The 18,955-nt window shown below is 74.4% G+C and carries 16 protein-coding genes; 9 read left to right on the forward strand and 7 right to left on the reverse strand.

Annotated elements, in window-relative coordinates; all coding sequences use genetic code 11:
• Positions 1-44: 44 nt before the first annotated feature.
• Complete coding sequence (locus tag LX83_RS03055; protein ID WP_253766691.1) at positions 45-1,097, forward strand: LacI family DNA-binding transcriptional regulator; 1,053 nt, start codon at positions 45-47, stop codon at positions 1,095-1,097.
• Between the two features lie 120 nt (positions 1,098-1,217).
• Positions 1,218-2,849 (forward strand): glycoside hydrolase family 13 protein, encoded by a 1,632-nt coding sequence (locus LX83_RS03060; RefSeq protein WP_253766692.1) that lies wholly within the window; start codon positions 1,218-1,220, stop codon positions 2,847-2,849.
• 58 nt (positions 2,850-2,907) lie between these two features.
• Here LX83_RS03060 and LX83_RS03065 read toward each other — a convergent pair whose 3' ends face one another.
• Positions 2,908-3,921 carry a zinc-dependent alcohol dehydrogenase family protein gene (locus tag LX83_RS03065; protein ID WP_253766694.1) on the reverse strand — a complete coding sequence of 338 codons (1,014 nt, stop codon included), beginning with the start codon at positions 3,919-3,921 and terminating at the stop codon, positions 2,908-2,910.
• Between the two features lie 157 nt (positions 3,922-4,078).
• Between LX83_RS03065 and LX83_RS03070 the strand changes: the two genes are divergently transcribed.
• The gene (locus LX83_RS03070; RefSeq protein WP_253766696.1) at positions 4,079-4,930 is read left to right on the forward strand and encodes an MmyB family transcriptional regulator; all 852 of its coding nucleotides are present in this window, start codon (positions 4,079-4,081) and stop codon (positions 4,928-4,930) included.
• Between the two features lie 26 nt (positions 4,931-4,956).
• Here the strand turns inward: LX83_RS03070 and LX83_RS03075 are convergent, their stop codons facing one another.
• The gene (locus LX83_RS03075; protein WP_253766698.1) at positions 4,957-5,835 is read right to left on the reverse strand and encodes a LysR family transcriptional regulator; all 879 of its coding nucleotides are present in this window, start codon (positions 5,833-5,835) and stop codon (positions 4,957-4,959) included.
• Positions 5,836-5,892: 57 nt separating this feature from the next.
• On the opposite strand from LX83_RS03075, the gene LX83_RS03080 reads away from it, so the two are divergent.
• Complete coding sequence (locus LX83_RS03080) at positions 5,893-6,744, forward strand: alpha/beta fold hydrolase (protein WP_253766700.1); 852 nt, start codon at positions 5,893-5,895, stop codon at positions 6,742-6,744.
• Positions 6,745-6,756: 12 nt separating this feature from the next.
• Positions 6,757-9,246, forward strand: coding sequence for an aldehyde dehydrogenase family protein (locus LX83_RS38295; RefSeq protein WP_253766702.1), 2,490 nt, complete (start codon positions 6,757-6,759; stop codon positions 9,244-9,246).
• Between the two features lie 52 nt (positions 9,247-9,298).
• Here the strand turns inward: LX83_RS38295 and LX83_RS03090 are convergent, their stop codons facing one another.
• Entirely contained in the window at positions 9,299-10,102 is an 804-nt protein-coding gene (locus LX83_RS03090) for an ABC transporter permease (RefSeq protein ID WP_253766704.1), read from the reverse strand.
• A complete protein-coding gene (locus LX83_RS03095; protein ID WP_253766706.1) occupies positions 10,099-10,866 on the reverse strand; it encodes an ABC transporter ATP-binding protein in 768 nt (255 codons plus the stop codon). Before LX83_RS03095 ends, LX83_RS03090 begins: the two co-directional genes overlap by 4 nt.
• 150 nt (positions 10,867-11,016) lie before the next feature.
• Between LX83_RS03095 and LX83_RS03100 the strand changes: the two genes are divergently transcribed.
• Positions 11,017-12,174: an ABC transporter substrate-binding protein gene (locus LX83_RS03100; protein ID WP_253766708.1), complete on the forward strand. Its 1,158-nt coding sequence runs from the start codon at positions 11,017-11,019 to the stop codon at positions 12,172-12,174.
• Between the two features lie 148 nt (positions 12,175-12,322).
• Positions 12,323-13,300, forward strand: coding sequence for a slipin family protein (locus LX83_RS03105; RefSeq protein ID WP_253766710.1), 978 nt, complete (start codon positions 12,323-12,325; stop codon positions 13,298-13,300).
• Between the two features lie 10 nt (positions 13,301-13,310).
• Here the strand turns inward: LX83_RS03105 and LX83_RS03110 are convergent, their stop codons facing one another.
• The 3 genes from LX83_RS03110 to LX83_RS03120 are packed head-to-tail and all read right to left on the reverse strand — an operon-like array spanning position 13,311 to position 17,274.
• Complete coding sequence (locus tag LX83_RS03110; RefSeq protein ID WP_253766712.1) at positions 13,311-15,278, reverse strand: vWA domain-containing protein; 1,968 nt, start codon at positions 15,276-15,278, stop codon at positions 13,311-13,313.
• Positions 15,279-15,332: 54 nt separating this feature from the next.
• Positions 15,333-16,727, reverse strand: a complete 1,395-nt coding sequence (locus tag LX83_RS03115; protein WP_253766714.1) for an ATP-binding protein — start codon at positions 16,725-16,727, stop codon at positions 15,333-15,335.
• Between the two features lie 10 nt (positions 16,728-16,737).
• Entirely contained in the window at positions 16,738-17,274 is a 537-nt protein-coding gene (locus LX83_RS03120; RefSeq protein ID WP_253766716.1) for a hypothetical protein, read from the reverse strand.
• A gap of 93 nt (positions 17,275-17,367) precedes the next feature.
• Here LX83_RS03120 and LX83_RS03125 point away from each other — a divergent pair, with 93 nt between their 5' ends.
• Complete coding sequence (locus tag LX83_RS03125; RefSeq protein ID WP_253766995.1) at positions 17,368-17,784, forward strand: YcxB family protein; 417 nt, start codon at positions 17,368-17,370, stop codon at positions 17,782-17,784.
• 157 nt (positions 17,785-17,941) lie between these two features.
• A complete protein-coding gene (locus tag LX83_RS03130) occupies positions 17,942-18,736 on the forward strand; it encodes a hypothetical protein (protein WP_253766718.1) in 795 nt (264 codons plus the stop codon).
• Positions 18,737-18,955: the final 219 nt, after the last annotated feature.

The raw sequence follows: 18,955 nt of genomic DNA on the forward strand, positions 1-18,955 counted from the left end.
GATCCAGATCAGCCGGGCCTGGTCGGTGCACTACCGTCCCTAGCATGCACGAGGGCCGGCGGGTCACCGCGAAGGACGTTGCGCAGGCCGCCAGGGTTTCCCGGACGGCGGTGTCGTTCGCCTTCAACGACCCGGCGCGCATCTCGCAGCAGACCCGGCAGCGCATCCTGCGGGTCGCCGAGGAACTGGGCTACGTGCCCAACCCGATCGCCCGCGCGCTGGTGCGCGGCTCCACCCGGTCGCTGGGGGTGCTGCTGCCGCAGGACATCCCGCTGGTGATGGAGAACCCCTACTACGCCCAGTTCCTGGTCGGCCTCGGCCAGGTGTGCGACCGGGAGGGGCTGAGCCTGCTGCTGGTGCCGCCGCTGCGCTCGTCCATGCGGGATGCCATCCCGTACGCGGCGGTGGACGGCTTCGTGGTGTGCGGGCTGGCCACCGACCGGGGCGAGATCACCGAGCTGCGGCGCCGCGGCGTGCCGTTCGTGCTGGTGGACAGCGACGAGCTGCCCGGGGTGCCCAGCATCGAGGTGACCGAGCAGGCCGGCATCGCCGAACTCGTCGGCCACCTGCTGGAGCTGGGGCACCGCCGGCTCGCCGTGCTGTCGCTGCCGGCCGGCGGCAGCGGGTCGAGCGTTCCGGTCGGGCCGCTGGCCCGGCGCATGGCCGGCATCGCCGACGCGCTCGGCGTGGTCGGCATGTCCCTGGACCACCCGGACGTGCGGGTGGTGGAGGTGGCCAGCACGAGGGCCGAGGGCTACCGCGCCACGAGCGAGCTGATGGCCGGCCCGCGCCCGCCGTCGGCCGTGGTGGCGCTCAGCGACATCCTGGCCGTCGGCGCCCTGGACGCCCTGCGCGACCTGGGCGTGGACGTGCCCGGCCAGGTGTCGGTGGCCGGTTTCGACGACCTGCCCGAGGCCAACTGGGTGCGCCCGGCGCTGACCACGGTGCGCCAGCCGATCCAGGCCAAGGGCAGGGTGGCCGGCGACTTCCTGGTCGCCTCGATCCAGGGCGAGCGCCCGCACTCCGGCCAGGTGCTGCACACCGCGCTGATCGTGCGCGAGTCCACCGGGCCGGTCCACCCCTCCGCCAGCGGCTGACCGCTGGCCGATCCGGGGTTCCCCGGTTTCCCCCACCCGGTGGTTGCGGTTTAGTAACTCGGTTTAGTTGAATGGCTCCCGACCGGCTGGCCTCCAGCGAACCACCACACAGGAGTGGGGATGACCGATCCGAACAACACCGTGCCGTGGTTCCGGGACGCGGTGATCTACCAGATCTACGTCCGCAGCTTCGCCGACGGCGACGGCGACGGCGTCGGCGACCTGGCCGGCATCCGCCAGCGCCTGCCCTACCTGGCCGAACTGGGCGTGGACGCGGTGTGGCTGACCCCGTTCTACCCCTCGCCCATGGCCGACGGCGGCTACGACGTGGCCGACTACCGCGACGTCGACCCCACCCTGGGCAGCCTGGCCGAGTTCGACGCGCTGCTGGGCGAGGCGCACGACCTCGACCTGCGGGTGATCGTGGACCTGGTGCCCAACCACACCTCCTCGGCGCACCCGTGGTTCGCCGAGGCACTGGCCGCCGGACCGGGCAGCTCCCCCGCCCGGGACCGGTACCTGTTCCGCCCGGGCCGGGGCGAGCACGGTGAACTGCCGCCCAACGACTGGGAGTCGGTGTTCGGCGGCCCCGCCTGGACCAGGGTCGAGGACGGCGAGTGGTACCTGCACCTGTTCGCCCCCGAACAGCCCGACCTCAACTGGCGCAACCCCGAGGTGCGCGCCGAGTTCGTCGAGGTGCTGCGGTTCTGGCTGGACCGGGGCGTGGACGGGTTCCGCGTCGACGTGGCCCACGGCATGATCAAGCACCCCGACCTGCCCGACATCGGCCGCACCCAGCAGATCCAGCTGCTCGGCCGGGACGAGCTGCCCTACTTCGACCAGGACGAGGTGCACGAGATCTACCGGGAGTGGCGGGCCGTGCTGGACGCCTACCCCGGCCAACGCATGGCCGTGGCCGAGGCGTGGGCGCACACCCCGGAGCGGCTGGCCCGCTACGTCCGCTCGGACGAGCTGCACCAGGCGTTCAACTTCGAGTTCCTCGACGCCGACTGGTCGGCGATCGGCTTCCGCAAGGTGATCGACTCCTCGCTGGCCGCCACCGCGCTGGTGCGCGCCACCACCACCTGGGTGCTGGCCAACCACGACGTGCGGCGGCCGGTGACCCGCTACGGCGGCGGCGAGGTGGGGCTGCGCCGGGCCAGGGCGGCCGGGCTGCTGATGCTGGCGCTGCCCGGGTCGGCCTACGTCTACCAGGGTGAGGAACTGGGCCTGCCCGAGGTCACCGACCTGCCCGAGGAGGCGTTGCAGGACCCGATGTGGGAGCGGTCCGGGCACACCGAGCGCGGCCGGGACGGCTGCCGCGTGCCGCTGCCCTGGTCCGACGGCACACCGCCGTTCGGCTTCGGCCCGCCCGACTCCACCGCCAGCTGGCTGCCGGTGCCCACCGACTGGGGTGCGCTGTCCGTGGCCAGCCAGCAACAGCAGCAGGAGTCCACGCTGCGGCTCTACCGGGCGGCGCTGGCCATCCGCCGCCAGCACCCCGCACTCGGTGACGGCACCCTGACCTGGCAGGACAGCGCCGGGGACGTGCTGGTGTTCGCCCGCGAGCCCGGTTTCACCTGCGCGGTGAACCTGGGTGCCGAGCCGGTCCGGCTGCCCTTCTCCGGCCGGCTGCTGTGCTCCAGCGACCGGGTCACCGTGCTGGAGGAGGAGGGCGCCGGCACCGACGGCACGGCGAGCTGGTGCCTGGTGCTGCCCCCGGACACCACGGTCTGGTGGACCACGGACTGACCGCGCCCGCGCCGACCCCACCCCCACCGTCCGGGCCGGGTGGGGTCGTCGTCCCCGGTCAGCCGTGGCTGATGACCACCTTGCCGAAGCCGCCGCCCGACGCGCAGTGGGCGAACGCCTCGGGAACCTCGTCGAACGGGAACACCCGGTCGATCACCGGTCGCAACCGGTGCGCCGCCACGGCGCGGTTCAGCTCGACGAAGTGGGCGCGGCTGCCGGTGGCGATCCGGTGCAGGGTCGCGGCCGAGGAGAACAGCAGCGCGGGGTCAACGGGTGCCGCGCCCGCCGCGCCGGACAGCCAGCGGCCGACCAGGGCCACGTCACCGCCGGCCGCGACCGACCGCAGCGACTGCTCCAGCGGCCCGGCCGGGTCCACCACCCGGTCGACGCCCCGACCGCCGGTCACCGCGCGCACCCGCTCCCACCAGGTCGGGTTGGCCCGGTAGTTGATCACCTCGGCCGCGCCCAGCGCGCGCAGCCGTTCGGTCTTGGCCGCACTGGAGGTGGTGACGATCACCCGCGCACCGGCCAGCGCGGCGAACTGGAGGGTGAACAGCGACACCGCGCCCGAGCCGAGGGTGAGCACGGTCGCACCGGGGCGCAGCGGCTCCCCGGTGGTCAACGCGTTCCACGCGGTCACCGCGGCCAGCGGCAGGGCGGCGGCCTCCTCGAAGGACAGGTGCTCGGGCAGGTGCACCACCCCGTCCTCGGACAGCAGCGCGTACTCGGTGAGCACCCCGTCGACGCCGGTGCCGAGCTGGGCGGCGTTCTCGCGGCGGAACGGACCGTCGAGCCAGCGCGGGAACACGGTGGCCGCCACCCGGTCACCCACCGCCACCCGGGTGACGCCGTCGCCGACGGCCACCACCTCACCCGCGCCCTCGCAGCCGGGCACCACGCCCGGTGTGATCGGCAGCGGGTAGTTGTCGGCCAACACCATCAGGTCGCGGAACCCGATCGAGTTCGCGCGCATCCGCACCACCACCTGCCCGCGCCCCGGCTCGGGCTCGTCGTGCTCGTGGCGGGTCAGCCCGGCCAGGCCGTGCCCGGGGTTCAGCCGGTAGAGCTTCATCAACTGTCCTTTCCGGATTGTCGTGGCGGGCGCGCCGGGCTGGCGGGCCCAGCCGGTGCCGCCGCCACCGGGCGTGGATCGTGCGAGATCGGCGGCACGGCCGGCAATTCCCTCGGGGGAATCGCCAGGCGTGGTGGGCCTCGGGTAGAACGGCCCGGTGACCGGCAGCAGGAACGACCGCACCGGCGTTGGCGAGGAGATCCGGCGCTGGCGCCGCGCGCGCCGGCTCAGCCAGCTCGAACTGGCCGAGTTGGCCGGCACCACCCAGCGCCACCTGAGTTTCGTCGAGAACGGCCGCTCCCTGCCGGGACGCGCGCTGGTGATCCGGCTGGCCGAGTCGCTCGGCCTGGCGCTGCGGGAACGCAACGACCTGCTCGCCGCGGCCGGGTTTCTGCCGGTGTTCGCCGAGTCCGGTTTGGACGAGGTCGGCCTGCGCCCGGTCCGCACCGCGCTCGATGAGATCCTGCACGGCCACCTGCCGTATCCGGCCCTGATCACCGCCCCGTACGGGCGGGTGCTGGCGGCCAACGACGCGGTGGAGGTGTTCGCCGAGGGCGCCGCGCCCGAGTTGCTGACCCCACCGGTCAACGTGCTGCGGCTGATGCTGCACCCGGACGGGATGGGCCGCCGGGTCGGCAACCTGGCCGAGTGGGGCCGGCACGTCATCGAGAACCTGAGCACCAGGGCGCGACGCAGCCCGGACCCCCGGCTCGACGAGTTCATCGCCGAGCTGGCCGGCTACGTTCCCCAGGTGCCGGTCGGCCCTGACCACCTCGGCTTCTCCGTGCCCATGCGGCTGGCCTCCGCCGACGGCGAGCTGCGGCTGATCACCACGCTGACCTCGTTCGCCACCGCCACCGACATCACCCTCGCCGAACTCCGGCTGGAGGCGTTCCTGCCCGCCGACCAGTCCACCGCCGACCTGCTCCGCCACCGCGCCGAGCGCCGCCGCAGCGGGCCGGCCCGGGGCGAGCGCACGACGGCCGGCGGCGCCGCACCGGGCCGCTGAGCGCCCACCCGGCGGCTCCCCTGGCGCTACCGCTTCCGCTGGTCGTGGGCCCTCGCCGCGGACATGTCGAGAAACGCGCGCGCGGCGGGCGCGCAGTCGGCCGGTGAGCGGACGGCCAGCGCGAGTTCCCGGGTGGTCCGCGGAACCAGGGGCCGGGCGACCACCGGTCCGAGGTCGTCCGGCAGGCCGAGGGACGGCACGACGCTGACCCCGAGGCCGGCGGTCACCATTTCGCGGATCGCGGAGAGTTCCCCGGCCTCGAAGGTCACGTCGAGCTGGATACCGGCCTCGCGGGCCGCCGCCAGGATCACCGGGCGGCAGCCGCCGGTGGACAGGATGAACGGCTCCCCAGCCAGCTCTGCGAAGGGCACGGTGGCGCGGCGGGCGAGCCGGTGACCCGCGGGCACCAGGGCCAGCATCTCGTCACTGGCCAGGGGAAACGTGTGCAGGCCCGGCGCGGGCAGGGTGACCACGCCGACCTCCGCGGCGCCCTGACCCAGCCAGTCGCGGACGTCGCGGTCAAACCCCTCGAACAGCCGCACCTGGACCTGCGGGAAGCGGTCGGTGAAGGCGCGCAGCCGGGGCGCGACCAGCGGGCCGGTGGCGGTCGGCAGGCTGACCAGCCGCAGTGTCCCGGTGACCCGGCCGGTGGCCGCGGCCACATCCGCCGCGATCAGATCGAACTGCCGCAGTGCCTCGCGGGCTCGGGCGGCGGCGAGGCGGCCTGCTTCGGTGAGCGCGACGCCGTCGCGGTGCCGGACGAACAGCGCCGCGCCGAGTTCCCGTTCCAGGGCGCTGACCGCCCGGCTCACCGCGGGCTGGGACATGCCGATCCGTTCGGCGGCGACCGTGAAACCCCCGTGCTCCACCACCGCCAGCAACGCCCTGAGCTGCGACAACGTCATGGCGCCATACCCTAACTGGTATTTGACTCCGCCGAGCGGGGACCCGATCGTGATGGCATGTCCGAAGATCACCCTGAAGCTCACCCCGCCCCGGTCAGGCGGTTGCGCGTCGACGTCGACCAGCGCCCGGCCAGCTATCTGACCGCGGGCGAGCGCGGCCCGATCGTGCTGCTGCTGCACGGCACGTACTGGAGCCGCGTCTGGCAGCCGGTGCTGCCGGACCTCGCCGCTGCCGGTCTGCGCCCGGTCGCGGTCGACCTGCCGGGTCTGGGCCGGTCCGGGGGCGAGCTGACGCCGGACACGGCCACCGTCCCGGCGCTCGCCGCCTGGGTGGCGCGGTTCGCCGCCGCGCTCGGGGTGGCCGGGCCCGTCGCGGTCGCCGGGCACGACATCGGCGGCGCCATCGCCCAGCACCTCCTCATCGACGACCGGATCGAGGTCAACCGCCTGGCACTGGTCAACTCGGTCACCTACGACTCCTGGCCGGTGCCCGCGGTCGCCCGGTTCCGCGACCCCGCCGTGGTCGCCTCGATCACCCCGGACGAGTTGCTGGCCGCGCGCGGCCAGGCCGTGACCACCGCGCTCGCGCGCCCCGCCAGCGAAGCGGAGATCGCGGAGTACCTCGACCCCTGGACGGACCCCCGCGTCGCCCGGTCGTGGCTGGCGCTCGCGGGTGCCGCCGACGCCCGCTACACCCTCGACCTGGTGCCCGCGCTGCGCGGCTCCAACACGCCCAAGCTGCTGGTGTGGGGTGAGGACGACGGTTTCCAGCAGATCCGGTTCGCCGAGCGGTTCGCCGCCGAGATCCCGCGCACCACCCTGGTCCGGATCCCCGGTGCCGGGCACATCCCGATGGAGAACGATCCGTCGGCGGTGGCCCGCGCCCTGATCGAGTTCTTCGTGAGCTGAAGGGGCAGCGACGTGGAGAGCACCACCGCCGACGTGGTGGCGGCCTGCGTGGCCGCCGAGCGGGCAGCCGCCGATTTGGCGGAACTCCCGTTGGCCCGGCGTTCGGCCTTGCTGACCGCGGTGGCCGACGCCCTGGCGGCCGACGGCGCGGCGCTGATCGCGCTGGCGGACGCGGAAACCGCGCTGGGTGTCGAGCCGCTGCGGGCCGAACTCGCCCGCACCACCGCCCAACTGCGGCTGCTGGCCGACGAGGTGCTGCGCGGGGATTTCCTCCAGGCCCGGGACGAGGGCGCCGTCCAGCGCGTGCTGGTCCCGATCGGCCCGGTCGCGGTGTACGCGGCGAGCAACTTCCCGTTCGCCCTCTCGGTCGCGGGCTCGGACACCGCCTCCGCGCTGGCCGCGGGATGTCCGGTGGTGGTCAAGGCCCACCCCGGGCATCCGCGGACCTCCCGGCGCACCGAGGAGGTCGTCGCCGAGGCACTGGCCGGCGCGCCCCGGGGCTGCTTCTCGGTGGTGCACGGGTTCACCGCGGGCAGCGCGCTGATCACCGACCCGAGGATCAAGGCCGCCGCCTTCACCGGTTCCCAGGCCGGCGGGCGCGCCCTGTTCGACGCCGCCGCCGCGCGCCCGGACCCGATTCCCTTCTACGGGGAGCTGGGCAGCGTGAACCCGGTGTTCGTCACCCGTGCCGCGATCGAGGCTCGCGGCGCTGAGATCGTGGCGGGCTTCGCCGGCTCGCTCAGCCGGTACAACGGCCAGTTGTGCACCAGCCCCGGGCTGCTGCTCCTGCCGGAAGGCCACGGGCTGACCGGCGAACTCGCCGCGGCCGTCGCCGCCCTGCCCGTCGCGCCGATGCTCAACGAGCGGATCGCCCACGGCTACCGCGAGGGCGTCACGCGGCTGTCCACCGTGGCCACTCGGCTGGCCGGGGCGGGCGCGGGACCACAGCTCTTCCAGGCCAGCGCGGCGGATTTTCACGGCCACCCGGAACTGCGGGAGGAGTGCTTCGGCCCCGCCTCGGTCATCGTCGAGTACCGAGGAGAGGACGAGCTGCTGGCACTGGCCGCCGCGGTCCCGGGATCGCTCACCGCGACGATCCACGCCGAGCCCGGGGACACGGTGCTCGCGCGGCGCCTGGTGCGGGTGCTGTCCCGGCGCGCCGGGCGGTTGGTGTGGAACGACTGGCCGACGGGTGTCGCGGTGAACCGGGCGACGAACCACGGCGGGCCGTGGCCGGCGACCACCAACCCGCTGCACACCTCGATCGGCACGGAGGCCGTCCGGCGGTTCCAGGTGCCCGTCGCCGTCCAGGGGGTGCCCGCCGAGGTGCTGCCGGTGCCCGGCGCGGCGCGGCACGTCCGGGACGGCGGCCCCTACACCTGGATCGCGCCGACCGAGCGGCCACTGGACGGATTCACCCTGGCCGTCAAGGAGTTGTTCGCCGTGGCCGGCCGCCCGCTCGGCGCCGGATCGGCGGCCCGCGCCACCGCCGACCCCGAGCCGACGACCGCCGAGGTCGTCACGCGGCTGGTCGACGCGGGCGCCCGACTGGTCGGCACCACCGCGCTGCACGAGTTCGCGTTCGGCGTCACCGGGATCAACCACCACACCGGCACACCCGTCAACCCGAGTGCCCCTGGCAGGATCCCCGGCGGCTCCAGTTCCGGCTCGGCCGCCGCGGTCGCCGACGGTTCGGCGCGGATCGCCCTCGCCACCGACACGGGCGGATCGGTGCGCATTCCCGCCGCCCTGTGCGGCGTGGTCGGCTTCAAGCCCTCGCACGGCCGCTACCCGGCCACCGGTGTCTTCCCGTTGAGCCCCACCCTGGACCACGTGGGCGTGCACGCGCGCACGGTGGCCGACGTCTGCCGCGTGCACCGCGCACTCGGGCACAGCGTTTCCGACGCCCCGGACGTCCTCCGGCTCGGCGTGCTGACCCGTGAGGTCGAGCACGCCGACACCCCCGTGCGCGAGGCGACCCGCGCCGCGCTGGAACGGCTGGCCGCAGCCGGGCACAAGCTCGTGGACATCACGGAGCTTCCCGCACCAGAAGCCGTTCTCGGCACCAGCAACACGATCATGTTCTTCGAGGCCGCCGCGGTGCACCGGGAGTCACTGCGCGCGAACGCGGTCGGCTACGGGCGGGACGTGCACGATCGGCTGGTGGCGGGTGCGGCCATCGCGCCCGAGGACTACCAGCGCGCGCTGCGCCACCGCGAGCGCGTGGCCACCCAGGTGCGGGCGCTGTTCGCGGACGTGGACGCGCTGATCGGCCCCACCGTGGGACTGCTCGCCCCGCCGATGTCGGTGGCCGCCGAGGACACCGCCCTGCCCGCCCGGCTGGTGGCGAACACCCGGCTGGCCAACCTCACCGGTTCGCCGGCGATCTCGCTGCCGCTGCCCGGTGCCGACGCGCCCGTCGGCCTGCAGCTGACCGGCACCTCCGACGCCGATCTGCTCGGCCACGCTGCCCTCGTCGCCGCCGTCCTCGGACAGCGGTGACCGGCCAGCGCCGACACCGGGCACGACCGCGAACCGGGGTGGGGCGGCGGAACTACTCCGCGGACTCGTGCCAGCGGCCCACCGCCCACCTGGCCAGCGCGCCGAACACCACGAACACGGCGATGCCCAGCGCGCTGGCCAGCAGGACCGCGGCGAACATCTGCTCGGCGGCCAGCCGGGAGCGGTACATGTCGATGAGGATGCCCAGCCCCGGCTGCCCCTGCCGGAAGAAGAAGTCGCCGACCACCGCGCCGATCACGCTCCCGCCCGCGGCGATGCGCAGGCCGGTGAAGATCGACGGCAGGGCGGCGGGCAGCTGGAGCTTGACCAGCCGCCGCCACCGGCTGGCCCGGTGCAGGTCGAACAGCTGGTGCTGGGCGGCCGGCACCGACCGGATGCCGAACAGGGTGTTGGCGACCAGGGGGAACAGCGACAGCAGCACGCACACCAGCACCCGGCTGGCGAAGCCGAACCCGAACCAGAAGCCGAACAGCGGAACCAGCGCCAGCACCGGGATGGTCTGCACCACGACCACGTACGGGTAGATGGCCCGCTCCAGCCACCGGGTCTGGGCCATCAGCACGCCGAGGCCCACCCCGAGCAGCACGGCGACGGCCAGCCCGGTGCCGGCCACCCGGCTGGTCAGCGCCAGCGCGTCGAGCAGTTCGGCCCGGTTGTCGGGGTCCAGGAAGCCCACCCGGATCACCTGGTCGACCGGGGGCAGCAGGAACCGGCGCCGCGGCGGCAGCAGGCCGTAGCTCACCACCGTCCAGCCGCCCAGCACCAGCAGGAACACGGCCAGCGGTGGCAGCACCCGGCGCGCGACGCGCCGGCGCCGCCCGGCCCGGTCGGTCACCGCGCGCTCCCCACGGCCAGCGCCTCGGACACCTCGCCGACCAGGGTGGCGAACGTGTCCGTGCGGCGGAACTCCGGGCGCCTCGGGTGGGCCACCGCGACCTCGATCTCGCGCAGCACCCGGCCGGGCCGCGCGGACATCACCAGCACCCGGGAGGCGAGGTAGACCGCCTCGGCCACCGAGTGCGTGACGAAGATCGCGCCGAACCCGCGCTGGTCGAACAGGCGCAGCAGCTCCTCGCCCATGTCCTGCCTGGTGATCTCGTCCAGCGCGGCGAACGGCTCGTCGAACAGGAACAGCTCCGGCTCCACCAGCAGCGCCCTGGCCAGTGCCGCGCGCATGCGCATGCCGCCGGAGAGCTGGCCGGGCCGGTGGTCGGCGAACTCGGTCAGCCCGACCGCGGCCAGCACCCGCTCGGCGCGGCGCCGGCGCTCGGCCCTGGGCAGGTCGGCCAGCTCCCCGAACAGCTCCACGTTGCGCCGCACCGTGCGCCACGGCAGCAGGGTGGGGTCCTGGAAGACGTAGCCGACCCGGTCGGTGGCCCTGGTGAGGGTGCCACCGCTGGGCCGGGCCAGGCCGGCGACCAGGTGCAGCAGCGTGGACTTGCCGCAGCCGGACGGGCCGACCACGGCCACCAGCTCCCCCGGCCGCACCACCAGGTCCACGCCGGCCACCGCGTCGGTTCCGTCCGGAAAGGACTTGGTGACGCCGGCCAGCCGCAGCAGCGGGGCCGGCGCCGTGACCACTTCGGACGCCCCGGTCATCAGCACACCTCCGCTGCGCAGCATGTCACAGCGGAAAACCGGCATTCGCGCTTGAGACTCGATCGACCGGCTGCCTATCGTCACGCGGGACCGTTGGCCGGTCCCGGCCGGCCGACCGCGCCGCCGCCCGTGTTGTCGAGGGGACCCACCATGCGTTTCGCCGTCCGCCGGCTGCTGCCCGTCCTGGCGGTGGCCATCCTGGCCGGTGCGTGCGCGGCGAACAGCGCCGAGCCCGGCCCGGCCGCCTCGGCCCCGCCGGCACCGGCCGAGCAGAACCTCGCCGGGGTGTGCCCGGCCACCGTCGTGGTGCAGATGAACTGGTTCCCGCAGGCCGAGCACGGCGGGCTGTACCGGCTGCTGGGCTCGGGTTTCACCGTGGACGCCGAGCGCAAGGTGGTCAGCGGCCCGCTGCTGGCCGAGGGCGGGGACACCGGGGTGCGGCTGGAGGTGCGGGCCGGCGGGCCGGTGACCGGGTTCCAGCGGGTGTCCGCGCTGATGGCCACCGACCAGAGCATCACCCTGGGCGCGGTCGCCACCGACGAGGCCGTCCAGGAGGCGGCCAGCCTGCCCACGCTGGCGGTGTTCGCGCCGATGGACAAGAGCCCGCAGATGGTCATGTGGTCGCCCGAGCAGCACCCGGACTGGCAGCACATCAGCGACATCGGCCGGACCGACACCACCGTGGTCTACTCCAGCGGCGCGTCCTACATGGACTACCTGGTCCACAGTGGCCAGCTCAAGCAGTCCCAGGTGGACGGTTCCTACGACGGCGGCCCGGCCCGGTTCGTGGCCGAGGGCGGGCGGATCGCCCAGCAGGGCTACGCCACCAACGAGCCCTACCAGTACCAGAACGAGATCACCGCGTGGCACCGGCCGGTCCGCTTCGAGCTGGTGCACGACAGCGGCTACCCGATCTACCCGGAGGCGCTGGCGATCCGCGCCGACCAGGCCGACACCCTGGCGCCGTGCCTGCGCCGGCTGGTGCCCATCCTGCAGCGCTCCACCGCCGCCTACCTGCGCGAGCCCGACACCACCAACGCGGCCATCGTGCGCATGGTGCGGGAACTCAACGCCGGCTACGAGTACAGCGCCGACCGCGCCGCCTTCGCCGTCACGCAGCTGCGCGAGCTGGGCCTGGCCAACGACGGCCGGACCGCCGTGGTCGGCGACTTCGACCCGGCGCGGGTCACCACCGTGCTGGACGCGCTGCGCCCCGTGCTGACCGAGCAGGGCCACCCGCCGGCGGCCGACCTGACCGCCGACGCCGTGGTCAGCAACGCCTTCATCGACCAGTCCATCCAGTGGTGAGCCACTGCCCGGCGCGCGGACGTGTCGCGTACCGGCCACGGGGGTATCCTCCCTGGTAGTGGCCTTGGCCGTGGTAGCCGGGAGCGATTGCCCCGGCAGATGGAGGCCACCCGGCCGGGGTCTCGCCCACGCAGGCAGGGAGCCAGCCATGGCCGTCACAATCGTCCTCATCCTGGCGCTTGTCGTGGTGCTGGTGAGCATGAGCACCCGGATCATCCGGCAGTACCAGCGGGGGATCGTCTTCCGCTTCGGCCGGGTCCGCCCGGCCACCCGGGGCCCGGGCCTGACCCTGCTCATCCCCGGGGTGGACCGGCTGCAGAAGGTCAACCTGCAGATCGTCACCATGCCTGTGCCCGCCCAGGACGGCATCACCAGGGACAACGTCACCGTGCGGGTGGACGCGGTCGTCTACTTCAAGGTGTTCGACCCGGTGCGGGCGGCGGTCAACGTCCAGGACTACCTGTTCGCGGTGTCCCAGGTCGCGCAGACCTCGCTGCGCTCCATCATCGGCAAGAGCGACCTGGACGACCTGCTGTCCAACCGGGAACGCCTCAACCAGGGCCTGGAGATGATGCTGGACAGCCCGGCGCTGGACTGGGGCATCCACATCGACCGGGTGGAGATCAAGGACGTGGCCCTGCCCGAGGGCATGAAGCGGTCCATCGCCAGGCAGGCCGAGGCCGAGCGGGAGCGGCGGGCCAGGATCATCTCCGCGGACGGCGAGTTCCAGGCGTCGCAGAAGCTGGCCGAGGCGGCCAGGGTCATGAGCGACACGCCGACCGCGCTGCAACTGCGCCTGCTGGAGACCGTGGTGGAGGTCGCCGCGGAGAAGAACTCCACCCTGGTGCTGCCGTTCCCGGTGGAGCTGCTGCGGTTCCTGGAGAAGGCACCGGACCAGCAGCCCACCGCTCGGCCCCGGCGCGCCGAGCCGACCACCGGGCGGGCCCGGTCCGACCCCGGGCCCGCGCCGGCCGCGCCGGCGGTGCGGCCGGCACCCGGGCCGGTGGCGCCGGCGCCGCGCACCCCGGACACCGGCACCCCGGACACCGGCACCTCAGCCGCCGCCACCCCGGACACCGGCACCCCGGACGCCGGGGCGCGGCGCCGCGAGGCGGCCTCGGGTTAGCCGCCGCTGCTCAGTGGCGGCGGCGCCGGCTGCGCAGGTAGTCGCCGACCACGGCGGCGCCCAGGCCGTCGGGGGTGGGCGCCAGCACCCGACCGCCGCTGCGCCGGGCCACCAGGTCGACGAACGCCGCCAGCCTGGGGTCCTCACCCAGCATGAACACGGTGATGGCCGCGCCCAGCCTGGCCACGGCGTCCACCTCGGCCAGGGTCTTGGCCAGGGTGCGCGGCAGCGGCGGGTAGTTGAACTCGGCCTCCCCGTCCGGCTCCAGGTGCGCGGTGGGCTCCCCGTCGGTGACCACCAGCACCACCGGCTGGGCGTCCGGGTGGCGGCGCAGGTGCCGGCCGGCCAGCAGCAGCGCGTGGTGCAGGTTGGTGCCCTGCTCCCACACCCCCTCCAGCTCGGTCAGCGCGCCGATGTCCACGGTGCTGGCGTGCCGGCCGAAGGTGATCAGCTCCAGCGCGTCCGTGCGGAACCGGGTGCGGATCAGGTGGTGCATGGCCAGGGCGGTGCGCTTCATCGGCACCCACCGGCCGTCCTGCACCATCGACCACGAGGTGTCCACGCACAGCGCCACCGCCGCGCGGGAGCGCTGCTCGGTCTCGGCGACCTCCACGTCGACCACGTCGATGGTCACCGCCCCGTCGCCGGTGCCGCCGGCCGAGCGCAGCACGGCGTTGCGGATGGTGCGCGGCACGTCCCAGGGTTCGCTGTCGCCGAACTGCCACGGCCGGCTGGACCCGGTGGGTTCACCGGCCGCGCCCGCGAACGCGCTGTCCCGGTCGCCGCGCCGGGCCCGCGCCTGGTCCACCACCTGGCGCAGCGCGGTCTGGCCGAGCTGGCGCAGCGCCTTGGGGGTCAGCCGCAGGCTGCCGTCCGGCGCCCGCTCCAGCAGGTTCTGGCCACGCAGCTGGCGTTCCAGCTCGGCGAGCCGGCGCACGTCCGCCCCGGCGTCCGCGCCGAGCTGCCGCTCCAGCGCCTCCAGGTCGATGTCGTCCAGCCGGGCCCCCGGATAGGCCTGGCCCAACTGTTCGGCCAGCGCGTCCAGTTCGGCCAGGTCGGCCATGGCCTGGGCGCCCTCACCGAGGCCGAGCGGCTGCTTGCCGCGGAACCGCGCCGAGGAGGTCCAGTCCTCGCCCGGCCGCAGCGCCCGCAGCCACGAGTCCAGCTGGTCCAGTTGCTCGCCCACGCCGGAGTCGCCGAACGCCTGCTGGCTCAGCTCGGCCAGTTCGGCCCGCTGCTCCGGGGTCATCGAGTTGAGCATGCGCTGCCCGGCCGCGGAGCGCGCGGCCAGCGCGTCGATGAGTTCGTCGACGTCGCGCGGGTTCTCCGGGAAGAACCGGCCGTGTTCCCGCATGAACTCGGCGAACCGCGCGTCGATGTCGGCGGCCCCGCTGGCGTGCGCGGCCAGCAGCTCGTTGAGGTCGGCGAGCATCCGCCGGACCTCGGCGACCTGCTGCTTTCCGGTGTCGCGCAGGGCCTGCCTGATGCCCTCGAACCGCTGGTCGAGCAGTTCCCGGCCGAGCAGGTCCTGGATCTGCTGGTAGGCCTCGGCCGCCTGGCGCGACCGCCAGTCGTAGTCGGCCAGCTCCCGCACGGCCCCGGCCGTGCCTGGCGGCAGCGCGTCCAGCTGGGCCTCCCGGAAACGGGCCTCGTCGGACGGGTCGGGGAACAGCTCCTGCCGCTCGGCCCGCACCGCCCGGTCCAGCAGCTCGCGGACCTGCTGCAGGGTGCCGTCCAGCCGGTGCCGGCGCTGGATCCGCGACCGCCGCTGCCACAGCCTGGTGGTCAGCTCGTCCAGCCCGGTGGTGCCGTCCAGGCCGCGGCGCAGCAGCTCGCGCAGGGCCCCGGCGGGTGAGGCGCCCTCCATGACCTCCCGGCCGAGTTCGTCGAGCGCGGCCCGCAGGTCGGGGGGTGGCGCCAGCGGGTCGTCCCCGCCGTGCCAGCGTCCGTACCGGTACCGCCGTCCAGCGTCTGGCATGGCGGCTCGCCTCCTCGTGGGTGCGGATGGGGGTGGGTGCGGTGGCGCGGCCGCTCACCCGTACACGGCGCGGTCCTCACCCACGTCCTTGGCCAGGTGTTTGGTCAGGTACAGCGACTCCAGGGCCAGTTCGACGGCGGCGGCGATCCGGCCGGGCGAGTCGGTGGCCGCCACCCCGAGCCGTCGCGCCACCTCGTGCAGCACCGGCAGTTCGGGCAGGGCGGCCAGCACCTCCTCGGCCGGCACGTGCTCACCGGTGGCCACCGGGTGCCCGTCACTCACGGCCTGGGCCAGCGACCGCAGGTCCAGGCCGGCCAGCCGGGCGCGGGCGGTGTCGGCGACGGAGCGCCGCAGCAGGTGGGCGAGCAGCTCGTACTCGCGGCCCTCCTCCCCCGCCTCGAACTCGACCTTGCCGCGCAGCACCTCGATCACCGACTCCAGGTCGACCGGCCGGGCCACGGCCGGGTGCTCGCCGGTGATCGCGGAGCGGCGCAGCGCGGCGGCGGCCACGGTCTCGGCGGCGGCCACGGCGAACCGGGCGGACACCCCGGAGCGCTGGTCCACCGCGGGCGACTCGCGCAGGTGCCGGACGAACCGGGCCAGCACCTCAAGCAGGTGCTCGTCGACCTCGGCCACCAGCTCGGCCTCCTGGGCGACCAGGGCCACCTCGTGGTCGATGTCCAGCGGGTAGTGGGTGCGCACCTCCGCGCCGAAGCGGTCCTTGAGCGGGGTGATGATCCGGCCGCGGTTGGTGTAGTCCTCGGGGTTGGCCGTGGCCACCAGCAGCACGTCCAGCGGCAGCCGCAGGGTGTGGCCGCGCACCTGGATGTCGCGCTCCTCCATCACGTTGAGCAGCGCGACCTGGATCCGCTCGGCCAGGTCGGGCAGTTCGTTCACGGCGATGATGCCCCGGTGGGCGCGCGGCACCAGTCCGAAGTGGATGGTCTCGGGGTCACCGAGGCTGCGGCCCTGCGCCACGCGGACCGGGTCGACGTCACCGATCAGGTCACCGACGGAGGTGTCCGGGGTGGCCAGCTTCTCGGTGTAGCGCTCGGAGCGGTGCCGCCAGGCCACCGGCAGGTCGTCGCCGAGTTCGGCGGCCAGCCGCTGGGCGGCCGGGGTGATCGGGGCCAGCGGGTGCTCGCCCAGCTCCGCACCGGCGATGACCGGGGTCCACTCGTCGAGCAGGCTGGCCAGGGTGCGCAGCAGTCTGGTCTTGCCCTGGCCGCGTTCGCCGAGCAGGACCACGTCGTGTCCGGCCAGCAGCGCGCGTTCGAGTTGCGGCAGCACGGTCCGGTCGAAGCCGACGATGCCCTGCCACGGGTTGGTTCCGGAGCGCAGCGCGGTGAGCAGGTTCTCCCTGATCTCGTCCTTGACGCTGCGCGGCTGAACGCCGGCCGCCCGCAGTTGGCCGACGGTGCGCGGTAGTTCGGGTGGCGAAGTGCTCACCTGTTCGACGCTACGCACTCGACGCGCTCTGGTCGACGTGTAGCAACTCCAGCCCGGCAGCGCCCGCGAGCGCGCCAGCCGATCCGCCGCCCCGGGTGGACGCCGACGCCAGGGTGGTCGCGCTGACCTTCGACGACGGGCCCACCGACCTGACCCCGGAGGTGGTGGCCACGAGCTGGCCGACCACACCTACTCGCGCCAGCGGATGGCCCTTGTCCCGCCCGGGTTCGTGGCCGACGAGGTGGAGCGCACCGACCAGGAGATCCGCGCGCTGAGATCGGTGGAACCGGTGGCCGGCCCGGTGCCGGTCCAGCAGAATGCCCACTTGGCCCCGACCGACCGGGTGGGCGGGCGGGGCCGGGTGGTCGGACGAGTTGATCGTGGAGGATGACGGGCCGTGGCCGAGGATCAGACGGGCAGCGCCGAACCAGGCGCTCAGCCGGAACCCGAGCCGACCCGCGCCGAACCAGGCGCTCAGCCGGAATCCCAGCCGACCCGCGCCGAACCTGGCGCTCAGCCGGAACCCGAGCCGACCCGCGCCGATCAAGGCGCTCAGCCGGAATCCCGGCCGACCCGCGTCGACTTCACGTGGTCGCCCCAGCCGGCCGACTGGCGGGCCGCGGTGCGGGCGGTCGTGCCGATGTACCGGTGGGCCCAGTGGTTCGCGGCCGTGCTCGCGGTGTTCGGCGTGGTGCTGGTGGTGCTGGGTGATGTCCTGCCCGGGCTGTACGGCCTGCTGGCCGCCGCGGTGATCGCGGTGCTGCCGGCGCTGCGGATCCGCGCCTCGTTCCAGCGGCACCCGCTGGCCAGCAGGACGGTCACCGGCACCGCCGACGACCACTCGGTGCGGATGGCCGTGGACGAGCTGGCCCGCAGCGAGCTGGCCTGGACGCGGCTGCCGGCCTGGCAGGAGACGCCCCAGGGGATCGTGCTGCGCACCGGGCCGGGCCGCGCCGACCCCATCTACCCGGTGCCGCACCGCGCGTTCGCCGACCCCGACGACGAGCAGCGCTTCCGCGAGCTGCTGCACCGGCACATCGGCCCGGCCAGCGGGTGACGGCCGCGGGGTGACGGCCGCGGGGTGACGGCCGCGCGGTGACGGCCGCGGTCGCGGGTGGCGTTGATCACCTGTCCGGCCGCGACGACCGGATTGGCCGGTGCCCCGGGCGGTCCGGCGTGCGCCGACCCCCGCCCAACCCGTAGTCTCGGGCGCCGTGTCCTGTCCGAGTGCGACCTTGGTGGTGTGGACGTCGGCCTGGCTGCACGGCGCGGCCGCCGCCGACGACGTTCTTGACGCCCTGCAGACCTGGGCCGAGCTGCACGAGGTGATCGCCGCCGACCACGGCACGGCCACCGCCATGGACCTGCCCGGTCCCGGTGACGCCGCCACCGGCCCCGCGTTGTTGCTCGCCGCGCTGCGGCGCGCCGGCGCCTCCACCGGTGAGCTGGTCCTGCCGGTGCCCGGCGACGTCCGCGGCCTGGGCGGCCGGGGACCGCTCAGCGAGGCCGCGCTCGGCGTGGGTGAGGCGGCCACCCTGCCCGGCATCGGGGTGGGCCTGGTGCCCGAACCGGTCGCCGAGGGCGTGCTGCGCTGGACCGTGTACGACCTGGTGCCGCCGACCGGGTCCGAGTACGTGCCGATCGGCGAGGCCGAGCACGGGCTGGCCGACGCGATGCGGGACGCCACCGCCGCGCTGGTGTCCCTGGACGTGGCGCGGCACCGGCCCAACGTGCGCTCGGAGATCGAGGCGCTGGTGACCGGGCAGCCCGCCACCCCGTGGCCGGCCGGGATGCCGCCGAGGGCACTGCGGGTGCTGCAGCGGGCCGCCGAGGTGGCCGCGATCGTGGCGGTGGCGGCCTCGGACGCGCCGGGCGCCGCCGTGTCCGCGTCGGCGACCCGAGCCAGGGCGGACGCGCTGCGCCCGCTGTCCACCGCGGTGCGCCGCGCCAGGTGCGCCGCGATCGCCGAGGCGGTGCGGGTGCTGTCCGACCACGCCGACCAGCACTAGGGTCCACCGACCACCCCGCCCGGGACGGGTCGCGCCGGCGGCGCGCCGCGCATTCGTCCCGGGCCGTCCGCTATTGGTGGCGTGACATTTCGGTCATTCGGTTACCGCGCTCTCACTCGCCTTCCGACTGATCACAAGTGGGTTGTGGCATGAGCCACGTCACGCGGCGGCGAACATCAATTGCTTACCACCATCAACGAATTTGTTGGTGGGGAAGGG

Source organism: Goodfellowiella coeruleoviolacea, from assembly GCF_024171785.1.
In the GTDB taxonomy this organism is placed as follows: domain Bacteria; phylum Actinomycetota; class Actinomycetes; order Mycobacteriales; family Pseudonocardiaceae; genus Goodfellowiella; species Goodfellowiella coeruleoviolacea.

Bases quoted from the DNA above. Each gene is read 5' to 3' on its own strand.
- LX83_RS03075 (WP_253766698.1), bottom strand. From the start codon at position 5,835: ATGACGTTGTCGCAGCTCAGGGCGTTGCTGGCGGTGGTGGAGCACGGG.
- LX83_RS03065 (WP_253766694.1), bottom strand. From the start codon at position 3,921: ATGAAGCTCTACCGGCTGAACCCCGGGCACGGCCTGGCCGGGCTGACC.
- LX83_RS03080 (WP_253766700.1), top strand. From the start codon at position 5,893: ATGTCCGAAGATCACCCTGAAGCTCACCCCGCCCCGGTCAGGCGGTTG.
- LX83_RS03100 (WP_253766708.1), top strand. From the start codon at position 11,017: ATGCGTTTCGCCGTCCGCCGGCTGCTGCCCGTCCTGGCGGTGGCCATC.
- LX83_RS03125 (WP_253766995.1), top strand. From the start codon at position 17,368: ATGTACCGGTGGGCCCAGTGGTTCGCGGCCGTGCTCGCGGTGTTCGGC.
- LX83_RS03095 (WP_253766706.1), bottom strand. From the start codon at position 10,866: ATGACCGGGGCGTCCGAAGTGGTCACGGCGCCGGCCCCGCTGCTGCGG.
- LX83_RS03110 (WP_253766712.1), bottom strand. From the start codon at position 15,278: ATGCCAGACGCTGGACGGCGGTACCGGTACGGACGCTGGCACGGCGGG.
- LX83_RS03055 (WP_253766691.1), top strand. From the start codon at position 45: ATGCACGAGGGCCGGCGGGTCACCGCGAAGGACGTTGCGCAGGCCGCC.
- LX83_RS03105 (WP_253766710.1), top strand. From the start codon at position 12,323: ATGGCCGTCACAATCGTCCTCATCCTGGCGCTTGTCGTGGTGCTGGTG.
- LX83_RS03060 (WP_253766692.1), top strand. From the start codon at position 1,218: ATGACCGATCCGAACAACACCGTGCCGTGGTTCCGGGACGCGGTGATC.